We start from the raw sequence: 12,427 nt of genomic DNA, 5'->3' as shown, positions 1-12,427 counted from the left end.
GTTACAAAACGTTAATGAATTTTGCCGAATTTCGTTTGTGAAAACGGGGGAACCGTCTTGGGTGAATTACTCTTGTATAGAGAGTATAGGGAACCTTCAACCGAACCCTTAGCTAACTCCGTAGGCATCGAAGGAGAGAACATATTTTGAAGAAGTTTGTCATCACTTTGCTAGGGTCTGCAATTATTTTTTCTTCTGGTGCCGTTTCAGCATTTGCTGATCAACAACCGAATTTTCAGTATCAAGTGAAGCAATTGGTAGGAACTCCATACAAATGGGGCGGAACGACTACCAGCGGGTTTGATTGCTCCGGATTTATACTGTACATGTTTAGAAATTTCGATATTGATCTTCCGCGCACTTCCCAAAGCCAGGCTCAAGCCGGTGAACATGTGGATCGCCAAGATCTGCGGGTTGGAGATTTGGTATTCTTCAATACGAGCGGTAGCGGAATTTCTCATGCAGGCGTTTACATTGGTGACGGACAATTTGCACATGCTTCCAGCAGCAAGGGAGTCAGAATCAGCAAGCTTAGCGATTCCTATTACGAGCCGCGTTATGTCACGGCACGTCGTGTTTTGAGTCAAGAAAACTATGCAAAGCTGGTAGGAAGCGCAAGCTAGTTGGATTACGCAGCCATTTAGAGTACGATACATAATCAGAAAGCCTGACAAAGGGATGACCTTGTCAGGCTTTCTTTTTTTAGATATCAGAGAGTATAAACATCGAAGCTTGTGACTTCCTGATATCGCAAGAAAAACTTCTACTAACTGTCTGTCATCTGCGAAAGTACGTCGATAGACGTTTTTGTTACTATAAGTCTATCATCCCACAAGGGGGTGTTCGGTTACTCCTTAACAACAGAGGCATTCACGGCAGCTTCCATTCCATTATTATAGAGACGGAACAAGCCCAGACGCCAGAAGGCGGCTCCCTTCAGGTCATAACGTTTGGCCAAGCCGAGTTTATCGTCCACGGAAGTGGCGGTTTCGCTGCTTAAACTGATGCCAAGCAGGAGCTTCTGCTTAGGTACGCCTGCTTGGAGTGCCAGCTGGATCGCTTGGTCCACCAGACTGTTCGGTTCGGGAACCTGAGATTTGGTTCCAACCGGATTATACTGATAGGCCATAACAATCAGGTCATCAGCGATAGAGGCCAGTGTCTTGTAATCATAACCTTTATAGGCGCTGTTCAATGGCGGCACGGCTAAAGACAGGGCAACGTCATTCGGCAATGCGGCTTTCAATTGCTTGACGTAATCATTGAGCAGCTTCTGCTGCTTCACGGCATCCAGTTTAAATCCGAGCCCTTCAAAGTCAAGCACAACACCGCCGAATCCGTTCTCCGCTACCGCGGATGTAATGCCTTCAATAGACTTTTGGCGCAGGTTGCTATCGCTTAGGACCTTGGTTAACTCGCCGTTCCCATCCAAGGCATAAACCATGAGATATGGTTTAATATTCTGATTTGCAGCATCTGCTACAATCGATTGCGGCGTAACGTCGCCAGCCGCAGCGGGGAGGCGGTACTCATCCCCTTGAAGCGTGAACTGACCCTCGCGATCGATGCGGCTCCAGCCAAAGGCAACTGAATTCATGGATCCCACAAGATCCCGTTCTTGGAAAGATTGTAATGCATAGAAAGCTCTCAAATGCATGTCGCGCTGTGGCGATACGAGGGAGACTGTACGAGTCGCCTGGTTCCAGCCGACATCAACGCCGAATTGGCTGCTGAACGAGCTGAGCGGGATCATCACACGGCCTTCCCGCTCCACCGTCGGAGCTGCAAGCTTCACTTTTTTTCCATTGACGGTTGCGTTCGTGCTCCCCACTTGAAGTAATACTTCAGTCGATTGGCCTTTCACGCTGCCAATGGCCTTCACGGTTTGCGTCTTGCTATTCCATGTGATTTGAATGCCCAGTGCTTCTCCAACCGTCCGGAATGGAACGTAGGTGACCCCTTTGTCAACCCGCGGAGCCGCATCGAAGGTTAGCGTAACGTCATCCAGCTTTACCGATATGGCAGGCTCTGCATGTACCTGGCTAACATGGGGGGTGGTGCCGAGCAGGGATAAGGCAAGAACGGCAGCAACAGCTGTTTTTCCTATTTGTTTGTGCAGCATGCTTATGTATTTCCTCCGATCCATTAAAATAATAGAATGATTTCATAGAATATGGAATTGGGTCTAGCATACGCTAGTATAGCAAAATTTTCATAGAGTTCCAATTCCATGATGTCAATGTCATAGAATAGATATGAGTAAGCATATTGATTTTTTAAACTTTCCAGTATAATAAATGAAGGATTTGATACATAACCTGATGATGACATGCATAGGGGGATAATACGGGTGTTTAAATTCTGGAAGAAGAAAAAGGGCGGGGATAGCGGAGACAAAGCCTCGATCCCTCCAGCAGAAGAGATAATGGAAGTCGTACCGGATCCGATCATTGAGCTTGCAGGCCGCGAGGTTCGCCGCAGCGTGGCGCCTGTTCTTGGCATGACGGTGCTTGATCTGGCCGAGCGGAATGAGGTGGACTGGAACTCTTTTTGCAAAAGAGGAACTTGTGCGCGCTGCCGCTGCATGGTGGTGGAGGGAATCGAGTATTTGTCCGAGCCCAATTTGGCCGAAGAGCGGCGCCTCGATCCAGAAGAAATCGAAGAAGGCTATCGACTGGGATGCCAGAGCAAGATCGAAGCGGTCGGTCCCATCAAAATCAAGCATGCCCCATACTTTTGAAGACATTGAAGGCAGATTGCCGTTCATATTTAAAAAGCAGGCAGCCGTACCACAACGGCTGCCTGCTTTGCTGGAAAGATAATACTGCAATCCTTTACTCAATCCCCATTTTGCTCTGTTCCCGGAACGAGCTCGGCGTTTGACCGGTAATTTTTTTGAATAACATCGAGAAGTACTTATCATTGCCGTAACCGACTTGGGAAGCAACCTCATGTACCGGCATTTCGGAATCCGCCAGCAGGCGCTTGGCCTCTTCAATTCGGCGGGATATCAAGTAATTGAAGGGGGAATCGCCGACTTCTTTTTTGAACAGATGGGATAAATAATGCTGACTAACATACATCGTATCGGCAATGTCCTTGAGACTGATGCTCTGGGTATAGTTAGTGTCGATAAAGTGTTTGGTCCGCAGTGCGATTTCGTTCTTGCCCTTCAAGGACTGGAATTGGTGTTTAACGTCCACAATGCGATAGATGACGGTAATCAATGACATCAGCAAGTTGGTGCTCAACGTTTCATACCCCAGCACCTGCGAATCGCATTCACGGAGGATCTCGGAAAGATAGCTTTCCACTTTATAGGCGTATTTCTCACAGGATATGACTGGCTCCACATAGGCCGGGAGCAGCATCCCCTGGGGAACCCCTTCAATGTGAAGCGAATCCACGCCGCAGTAGATCACCTTGAAGGGTCCGTCCGTGATGGATCTCTCCTCGTGAGGAATGCCGGGGTTATAAATCGCGACATCGCCCTTGTGGAGTTCGTATATTTTTCCTGCAATCGTGAATTCTCCGCGTCCTTCTACAACATAGATGATCTCGCAGAAATCATGAATTTGTGGCGGTCCATAAAAGAAGTCCTCGTCCACGACCTGCCCGGCAAAGAGCAGCTGCGGATTTTTGATGAAGCGGAAGTGATCGCTTTTGCTATGCGAGATTTCGATCTTTGGCACGGTCTTGTCCCTCCTGGAAAGCAACATCCTCTACCTATTATAATGCAAAACGCCCTTTCAGTGCGGAAATCGTTTACATCTGCTAATCGGGATGGTTCACTGTCTTGCTGAAATTAGGAGCCGATATAACAAAATAGTGGGTTATCTCTTGCACCGAATCATCTTACAATGATGTCATAATCCTTATAGGGAGGCGTGACATACATGACAATTGAAAACGATTACAGATGGCGGGACGGTTTTCCGAGAATCGGGATTCGCCCTACGATAGATGGAAGACGGAGAGGAGTTCGCGAATCACTCGAGGAACAGACCATGAATCTGGCCAAGGCCGTCGCCGAGATGTTGACGAAGGAGCTCAAATATCCGAACGGCGAGCCAGTTGAATGCGTCATTGCGGATACGTGCATTGGCGGAGTGGCTGAAGCAACTGCAGCCGCCAAAAAATTCAAAAATGCCGAAGTCGGCCTAACCATAACCGTTACGCCTTGCTGGTGTTACGGCACCGAGACGATGGATGTCGATCCTTCGCGTCCGAAGGCGGTATGGGGCTTTAACGGAACAGGACGTCCAGGCGCGGTTTACCTGGCCGCGGTACTGTCGGCCCATGCCCAGAAGGGGCTTCCTGCATTCGGCATCTATGGCGAAGACGTTCAGGATGAAGGGGATACCCGTATTCCGGACGACGTTCAAGAGAAGCTTCTGCGTTTTGCACGGAGCGGCTTGGCTGCAGCGTACATGCGCGGACAATCGTATTTGTCCATGGGCTCGGTGTCGATGGGCATCGCCGGCTCGATCGTGGACGACAGCTTCTTCCAGGAGTATCTGGGCATGCGGAACGAATATGTAGATATGAGCGAGTTTACGCGCCGCTTGGAAGAAGGCATCTATGATCCTGAAGAATATGAACAGGCGCTTGCTTGGGTGAAGGAGAATTGTACGGAAGGACCGGATAACAATCCGGATCATCTCCAGAACAGTCGGGAGCGCAAGGATCTGGAGTGGGAAACCGTCGTCAAAATGACGCTGATCACCCGCGATTTGATGATCGGTAATCCGCGCCTGAAGGAGCTTGGCTTTGAAGAAGAGGCTCAGGGTCACAGCGCTATCGCTTCCGGATTCCAAGGTCAGCGGCAGTGGACGGATCATTCCCCTAACGGTGATTTCCTGGAGACCATCCTCAACTCCTCCTTCGATTGGAACGGCAGGCGTTCGCCGTATATCGTGGCAACCGAGAATGACAGCCTGAACGGAGTCGGCATGCTGTTCGGATACCTGTTAACCAATACGGCACAGATTTTCGCGGATGTGCGTACTTACTGGAGTCCGGCTTCGGTAGAACGGGTTACCGGCTATAAGCTTGAAGGAAAAGCAGAGAATGGCATCCTGCATCTGATCAATTCCGGCTCGGCTGCATTGGATGGAACGGGCGAGCAGGAGATAGATGGCAAACCGGCTATGAAGCCGTTCTGGGAGATCACGGAGGAAGAGGTTGAACGCACGCTGAAGGCCACGCAGTGGAGACCGGCTAACTTGGAGTATTTCCGGGGCGGCGGTTACTCGACCGACTACCTGACGCGCGGCGGCATGCCGATGACGATGTTCCGTCTTAACCTGGTAAAAGGTCTTGGTCCCGTGCTGCAAATTGCCGAAGGCTATTCTGTGGATCTGCCGGCGGAGGTACACGACACGCTCGATAAGCGTACAGACCCGACATGGCCAACGACCTGGTTTGTGCCGAACCTTACGGGACAGGGTGCGTTCTCAAGCGTTTATGAGGTCATGAACCAGTGGGGCGCTAACCATGGCGTAATCAGTTACGGACATATCGGAGCGGATCTCATTACCCTGGCCTCGGTCCTGCGCATTCCGGTCAACATGCATAATGTGCCAGCCGAAGAGGTGTTCCGCCCACGTGCATGGGGAATGTTCGGAACGACCGATCCGGAGAGCGCAGACTTCCGCGCTTGTCAGAACTTCGGTCCTCTATATAAATAAGGTTAACGAGAGGAGTAGGAGAACATGCTGAACATGGAAACGAGAAATGAACTCTGCAAGTATGCCAAAAAAATCGTCGACAGCGGACTCGTTGTAGGACCGGGAGGAAACATCAGCGCGAGAGCCGGGGACAAAATGTATTTGTCCCCGAGCGGTTTTGCGCTGGAGGAGATTGAACCGGAGCAATGGATCGAAGTCGATATCCCGACCGGCGATATTACCGATATAGGATTACGGCCTTCGTCCGAAGTGCTGATGCACCTGTATGGATACCGGAGCAACCCCGATATCGGGGCGATGGTGCATACACATCCATCCCACTGCATTGCCTTTACGTTGGTTGAGAGGGAGCTGCCGGTGATGTTTCCGGACCAGGCGGCATTGGTTGGACGTACGGCATACATCCCTTACATCATTCCTACGACAGATTTGCTGGCAGATGCCGTCGCGGAGAAAGTAACGACGGCCAGTTCCATCCTGCTCGGTAACCATGGACTGGTTACAACCGGCCGGAATCTGCGTGAAGCGTATTACCGAACCCAGGTAGTTGAAGAGAGCGCCAAAATTTATCTGAGCGCCAAGGCTGCCGGCACACCGGTGCCGCTGACAGATCAGGAAGTGGATGATATCGCTGCGCTGGAGAGCGAAGATTATCGTATTCAGCTCCTGCAGAAGATGAAATAAAAGATTGTGGGTCAGATCCGGTTGTTCAAACTCGGATCGGTAAAGTACTAAGGTGAGAAAGGATGCGGCTTATGAGCAATTCATCCGCGGTGCTTGCGTTTGACTTGGGGGCCAGCAGCGGCCGGGCGCTGCTGGGCGAGATCACCTCTTCTGATCATGAATCGCCCGGCATGCTGAAGATTACCGAGATTCACCGCTTTGCCAATATACCCGTCCAGATGGGACAGCATTTGCACTGGAATTTCCCGATGCTGCTGCAGGAGGTTAAGCATGGCATTCGCAAAGCGTTCCAAGCCGGCTATCAACCGGTCAGCTATGGCATCGATTCATGGGGCGTCGATTATGGACTGATTGACCGTAACGGGGAGCTCATCGGAGTTCCTTATCATTACCGGGATCTGCGGACGGAAGGCATGGTGGAGGAAACCTGCGAGCAGGTCGGGAGAGAACGACTGTTTCAAGAAAGCGGTCTGCAATTCATGCCGTTTAACACGATTTTCCAGTTAAATGCGATGCTAAAGTCAAAATCTCCGATGCTTGATATTGCAGATAAGTTCCTACTCACTCCGGATCTACTGAACTATTATCTGACGGGGGTCCAGGCGTGCGAGTTCACTATGGCCACCACGACTCAGCTCTATCATGTTACAGAAGGCAAGTGGAATGAACCCTTAATGGAGGAGCTGGGGCTTTCCGCATCCCTGTTCATTGAACCCGTACAGCCGGGAACCGTGATTGGAAGGCTGCAGGATGCCGTGGCGCAAGAGCTGGGCGTTCCGGCGATTAAAGCGATTGCCGTGGCATCGCATGATACGGAATCCGCCGTGGTAGCCGTTCCTGCGAACACCTCCCGATTTGCCTATCTAGTATGCGGTACCTGGTCGCTTCTAGGAACCGAGCTTCCGGAGCCGCTTGTCCATACGGACGTGCTGGAGGAAGACTTCTCCAATGAGGGTGGAGCCTATCAAACCTTTCAATTACTGAAGAATATCATGGGCCTTTGGATTCTTCAGGAGTGCAAGCGTCAATGGGAGAATCAAGGATTGACGTATTCATTTGCAGAGCTGGTCGAACTTGCTCAGGACGCGGAATCGTTCCGCAGCTTCATAAACCCGGATGACCTGCGCTTCATGAATCCGGCGGATATGCCGGCTGAAATCCGGGATTATTGCCGGGAGACAGGGCAGCCCATTCCTCATAGCACCGGAGAGTATGTCCAGTGCATACTGCAGAGCTTGGCTATGAGATACCGGGAAGTGCTTGAGCGAATGGAGGTTCTGACAGGGCACCACTACGATGGGCTTCATATGGTTGGCGGCGGCATTCAAAACGAGTTGTTGTGCCGTTATACGGCCAATGCCATGGGCCGAACAGTGTGGGCCGGACCGATTGAGGCAAGTGCCATCGGGAACATGCTGGTTCAATTTGTGGCGAATGGCACATTGCGCAATCGGGAAGAGGGAGTGGAACTCGTCAAGCGGTCTTTTCCGCTTGCCTGGTACGGGCCTGAGTCCAACGAGGATTGGGAGGCAGCATTCCAGCATTATAAGTCCATTGTCGAACAACAGCAGGTACAACAGTAAGTTTAAGGGATTCATAGAGAATGGCGGTCTCCTAATATTCCAAGCCTTACATCTAAATTCGATAGAGAAGGATGTCATATCATGCTAAAAGGCATATCACATGTGCTCTCGCCTGAGCTGCTGAAGATTCTGATGGAGATGGGGCACGCGGATGAAATTGTGCTCGGCGATGCCAATTTTCCGGCAGCCAGTCATGCCCAGCGGTTGGTCCGGGCAGACGGACACGGAATTCCTGCGTTATTAAACGCGATATTGCCGTTATTTCCGCTCGATACGTATGTTGAGTCCCCGGTAGCGCTGATGGCTGTGACGCCGGGGGATACCGTAGCAACTCCGATCTGGAATGAATACCGTGAGATCGTAAAGCAGTTTCATGCCGTTCCCGTCCAATTTGATGAGGTAGAGCGATTCTCGTTCTATGAGCGGGCGAAGAATGCTTATGTCGTCGTGTCGACAGGCGAAAAAGCGCTGTACGCAAATATTATCCTTAAAAAGGGTGTAGTCGTTTAGACTAACTGGTGCAATGTTAAAGAAGAGATCGCTGCGGCGGTCTTTTTTTCTACTAATCCAACCAAAAGCTAAAGCAAATAATTGTCCAAGTGATTATCATCATCATGCGTAAAAAATGAACACAACTCTGCCGGATTGATCTACAATGAGCATTAGCCCAGATAACAGTAGCTGGCGGAAGAATGTCGGCCTTTTGGATGATCAAGTCGAATTTGGAGGAGAACGGGCAACGCTGGAGCAGAGCGAGAAAGAAAGACGCCAAGATGATTCTGGCAAGTACATAACATCATAAAAATGAAGGTGAGACATTGTGAGAGGAAAATACGTATCTCTATCGGTTGTATCAACGGCAACCAATTATGTTATGGAGCAAGACAATGTAATTACCTGTACCTATCGTACCTATATCAAACCGAGAGAGTCCGGGCAGCTAAAGCTGAGATTTTGGCATAGCAACTCGGTCGATTCTACTTGGGATGTCGGCTCGGTGGCAAAAGGGAGCATGCCGGGGGGAGCGTGGCGTATTGAAGCGGCTTATGCTGCCGATGGGGGCACGGGACGGGATGGGCAGGTTGTACCTGGAACGAGCGTGCAGATTACGTTTGACGGGAAATCCGGTAAGGCGGTGGCTCCCGGCGAGACGTTCTGGAGCGATCCGGTACTGGTCGAACTGCCCGATGGACATGAACTGGCGTTCACGTGGACCATAACGACGCTTTCTTCAGGGAAAACGGTGCCATACAATACGGAGGGGCTGCTTGTAACGGCTTATGAAGCTGAAGGGAATAAGGCGGATGACGAGTTGGGAGCAGCGTTCGTGCCGGCAGTGAGCCGCTTGGTCATGCCTGCATTTATAGGGTATGCCCGAACGGTTCAGCAGCGGATGGTCTTCCTGGGAGACTCGATTACTCAAGGTGTAAGAACGGCCCAAGACGAGTATGAATACTGGGTATCTCGCATAGCGGATGGCCTCGGAACAGACTACAGTGTATGGAATATCGGTTCCGGCTGGGCTAGAGCCTATGACGCCTCGGCAGACGGCCCTTGGCTCGCAAAGGCGGCCGAAGGGGATGTTGTTGCGCTTGTGCTCGGTGTTAACGACATCGATATCGGGGCAAGAAGCTCCAGGGAGCTGCTCAATGATTTATCCACCATAGTAAGGCGGCTAAAGCAGAGGGAGGACGGAACGGGAGCGCGGATCCTTCTCTTCACCGTGCCTCCATTCAATTTTACCGGAGACAGAGAAGAGGTATGGCGCACCGTTAATGAAGCGATTCGAACCCGTCCTCCTGAAGGTGTGGATGCCGTATTTGATATCGCGGCGGTTCTGTCCTGTCCGGCTCCGGAGGAGCATCGGATTCAGCCGAAGTATATGAGCAATTCCGATGATCCGCATCCGAACGGTCTGGCGGGAGCAGCGGTGGCTGAAGCTTTCCTGAAGTGGTATGAGGCCCAGCGGATGAATTAATAAATTTATAATTAAAACCGCTCCGGTCAATAACGGAGCGGGCAACGGCTGTTTCCCCAATCCGGTGACGCCGGGTAAAAGCTGGGAACCTGCGAGCGCGTTCGAATGGACATTTTTGATACCGATGAAAAAGCCAGCTCAACCCGGAATTTGTTGATCGGGCAGAGCTGGCTGGTGCATGACGATGTTTGTTTATGAATACGCTGTAGGTCCTATGTTATACGACGACTGCTGTTCCGCTGACGGCTACCATCAGCATTCCTTCACGGATAACTTCATAATCAATATCTACCGCTATAATCGCGTTGGCCCCCATACGCGAGGCCTTATCCTCCATCTCGACAAACGCCGCGTCCCTTGCTTCCTGCAGCTTGTTCTCATAGGCACCCGAGCGTCCGCCGACAATATCGGTAATGGAAGCCAGAAAGTCCCTAACTACGTTAGCGCCCATAATCACTTCGCCGGTCACAACGCCGATGTATCTTTTAACCGGGTAGCCTTCAATGATGGATGTAGTTGTAATTATCATACCATTTTCCTTCTTTCATATAATTTTTATGATCTTGATTCAAGTGTAACCACATTCGGAATAAAAAAGTCGAGTTAAGGGAACGACCATGTCGGAGGACGGTACCAGTCCATTGACCGCTAAGTGAAGTGCGCCCTATGATTGGGATAGCATGGGCATGGCTTCAGGAAGAATGTCGGCTCAGCCTTTTCCGGTGTGTGTTCCCTCTTATTACGCGACACAGAGAGATTGGTTGCACGGATAGACGGATTCCGATGAGTTGTAGTAGAATTTATTGTCAGGTACACATATATTTCCAGTCTAACACAACAGACCCTTTACGTGATAAACTAACGCTATAGTTCATTACAGCGTCGAGGCGGTGCTTAGTGAAATTTTATAGATTCGGAGGAATAATATGAAAGAATTGATGCTCAAGTGGAACCGAGTGAGCCTGGTAAAGCGGATATTAGCCGGGATTATCGTGGGGGTTATTCTGGCGCTGATCGTTCCCGGTGCGACGGGGATCAGCCTGTTCGGCTCTTTATTCGTATCCGCATTAAAAGCGGTTGCACCCGTACTGGTACTATTGCTGGTCATGTCGGCCATCTCTAACCATCAAAAAGGCTGCAAGACGAATATGAAGTCCATTCTTGTCCTGTATGCCATAAGCACATTTCTCGCAGGGTTGGTGGCGGTTATCGCCAGCTTCATATTCCCGGCAAGCCTGTCACTGGTCACAAGCTCAACAGACCTGACTCCGCCGGAGGGCATTGTTGAAGTTCTCAAGACCCTGTTGTTTAATGTGGTGGATAATCCGGTCAATGCATTGATGAACGCCAACTATATCGGTATTCTCGCTTGGGCGATCCTGCTGGGCATCGCTTTGCGTAATGCCAAGGAGGGCACCAAAAGCCTGCTCACAAGCGGTGCGGATGCTATATCCCAAATCGTAAAATGGGTGATCCAGTTTGCGCCGTTCGGGATCATGGGCCTGGTGTTTGATTCCATTACAACCAACGGGCTTGAAAGCCTGCTGGATTACGGAAGGCTGCTGCTCGTGCTGATCGGATGCATGCTGTTGGTAGCGCTTGTCGTTAACCCGCTCATCGTCTATGCAAGGCTGCGCGAGAATCCGTATCCGCTGGTGTTTACCTGCTTGAGAGAAAGCGGTATTACGGCGTTCTTCACCCGCAGCTCGGCTGCCAACATTCCGATTAATATGCGCTTATGTGAAAAGTTAAAGCTCAACCCGGATACGTACTCCGTATCCATTCCGCTCGGGGCTACCATCAATATGTCGGGAGCGGCAGTGACCATCTCGGTCTTGACGCTGGCGGCTGTGCATACGCTTGGGGTTCAGGTGGATTTCGGAACGGCGCTTATTCTCAGCGTAGTATCCGCTGTGTCGGCCGTAGGCGCCTCAGGCGTGGCCGGCGGGTCGCTTCTCATTATCCCTCTGGCGTGCAGCCTGTTCGGCATCTCCAATGATATTGCCATGCAGGTCGTGGGCGTGGGCTTTATCATCGGTGTGTTGCAGGATTCTTGCGAGACGGCGCTCAACTCTTCCTCTGATGTACTGTTTACAGCGACAGAAGAGCGAGCGAAGCAGCGCAAAGAAGGCAACCCTACAATCGCGAATGCTTAGCTTTAGCAAGTTTACGATAATGAATTGATCTGCTGCATCCGTCCATCAACTGCACTTCGGTTTCATTCTTCCGGCAACAAGCTGCTCTCCACCTCCGCTGCATTCTGCCCACCGCAGAACAGCCCGGGAGGCTGTCCTTATGGAACAGCCTCCTTTTGTAGTGCTTACATCGTCCCCGACTTGTCCTTTAGCAACTGCTGAAGCAGGGAGTGGGAATGTTCGCTTGGTGTCGCGAGCGACCTTATTCATCTGTCCACCATGAATGCGGGTGGCCATATTGAGCCCTACTATCGGGATGATATGGTTCTTTAGCCAAGCGTACAGCAACCATTCGGT

The 12,427-nt window shown here is 50.9% G+C and carries 11 protein-coding genes and 1 riboswitch; of the genes, 8 read left to right on the top strand and 3 right to left on the bottom strand.

From position 1 onward, the window contains the following. The first annotated feature begins 12 nt into the window (after positions 1-12). Positions 13-143: riboswitch (cyclic di-AMP (ydaO/yuaA leader) on the top strand. A 3-nt stretch (positions 144-146) separates the two neighbouring features. Beyond that, positions 147-623: a C40 family peptidase gene (locus BJP58_RS07205; protein WP_113058838.1), complete on the top strand. Its 477-nt coding sequence runs from the start codon at positions 147-149 to the stop codon at positions 621-623. A 224-nt stretch (positions 624-847) separates the two neighbouring features. Here BJP58_RS07205 and BJP58_RS07200 read toward each other — a convergent pair whose 3' ends face one another. Beyond that, positions 848-2,122 carry a stalk domain-containing protein gene (locus BJP58_RS07200; protein ID WP_194543396.1) on the bottom strand — a complete coding sequence of 425 codons (1,275 nt, stop codon included), beginning with the start codon at positions 2,120-2,122 and terminating at the stop codon, positions 848-850. A 228-nt stretch (positions 2,123-2,350) separates the two neighbouring features. Here BJP58_RS07200 and BJP58_RS07195 point away from each other — a divergent pair, with 228 nt between their 5' ends. Beyond that, positions 2,351-2,740 (top strand): 2Fe-2S iron-sulfur cluster-binding protein, encoded by a 390-nt coding sequence (locus BJP58_RS07195; protein WP_194543395.1) that lies wholly within the window; start codon positions 2,351-2,353, stop codon positions 2,738-2,740. A gap of 94 nt (positions 2,741-2,834) precedes the next feature. Here BJP58_RS07195 and BJP58_RS07190 read toward each other — a convergent pair whose 3' ends face one another. After that, positions 2,835-3,692 carry an AraC family transcriptional regulator gene (locus BJP58_RS07190; protein WP_194543394.1) on the bottom strand — a complete coding sequence of 286 codons (858 nt, stop codon included), beginning with the start codon at positions 3,690-3,692 and terminating at the stop codon, positions 2,835-2,837. Between the two features lie 204 nt (positions 3,693-3,896). On the opposite strand from BJP58_RS07190, the gene BJP58_RS07185 reads away from it, so the two are divergent. The 5 genes from BJP58_RS07185 to BJP58_RS07165 all read left to right on the top strand — a co-directional run bounded on the left by BJP58_RS07185 (position 3,897) and on the right by BJP58_RS07165 (position 9,935). Beyond that, complete coding sequence (locus BJP58_RS07185; RefSeq protein ID WP_194543393.1) at positions 3,897-5,690, top strand: L-fucose isomerase; 1,794 nt, start codon at positions 3,897-3,899, stop codon at positions 5,688-5,690. Positions 5,691-5,714: 24 nt separating this feature from the next. Further along, complete coding sequence (locus tag BJP58_RS07180) at positions 5,715-6,374, top strand: class II aldolase/adducin family protein (RefSeq protein ID WP_071220327.1); 660 nt, start codon at positions 5,715-5,717, stop codon at positions 6,372-6,374. A gap of 71 nt (positions 6,375-6,445) precedes the next feature. Next, positions 6,446-7,957, top strand: coding sequence for a rhamnulokinase (locus BJP58_RS07175; protein WP_194543392.1), 1,512 nt, complete (start codon positions 6,446-6,448; stop codon positions 7,955-7,957). Between the two features lie 81 nt (positions 7,958-8,038). After that, positions 8,039-8,467 (top strand): L-fucose mutarotase, encoded by a 429-nt coding sequence (gene fucU / locus BJP58_RS07170; RefSeq protein WP_194543391.1) that lies wholly within the window; start codon positions 8,039-8,041, stop codon positions 8,465-8,467. A 310-nt stretch (positions 8,468-8,777) separates the two neighbouring features. Continuing rightward, entirely contained in the window at positions 8,778-9,935 is a 1,158-nt protein-coding gene (locus BJP58_RS07165) for an SGNH/GDSL hydrolase family protein (protein WP_194543390.1), read from the top strand. A gap of 217 nt (positions 9,936-10,152) precedes the next feature. On the opposite strand, the gene BJP58_RS07160 is transcribed toward BJP58_RS07165, so the two are convergent. Continuing rightward, the gene (locus BJP58_RS07160) at positions 10,153-10,464 is read right to left on the bottom strand and encodes a YbjQ family protein (RefSeq protein ID WP_194543389.1); all 312 of its coding nucleotides are present in this window, start codon (positions 10,462-10,464) and stop codon (positions 10,153-10,155) included. A 397-nt stretch (positions 10,465-10,861) separates the two neighbouring features. Between BJP58_RS07160 and sstT the strand changes: the two genes are divergently transcribed. Next, on the top strand, positions 10,862-12,091 hold the full coding sequence (sstT, locus tag BJP58_RS07155) for a serine/threonine transporter SstT (RefSeq protein ID WP_194543388.1): 1,230 nt from the start codon (positions 10,862-10,864) through the stop codon (positions 12,089-12,091). The last annotated feature ends 336 nt before the right edge of the window (positions 12,092-12,427 follow it).

Source organism: Paenibacillus sp. JZ16 (assembly GCF_015326965.1).
Taxonomy (GTDB): Bacteria; Bacillota; Bacilli; order Paenibacillales; family Paenibacillaceae; genus Paenibacillus_AQ.
The sequence above is the reverse complement of the archived record's forward strand: the minus strand, read 5'-3'. Positions and strand labels throughout refer to the sequence as shown.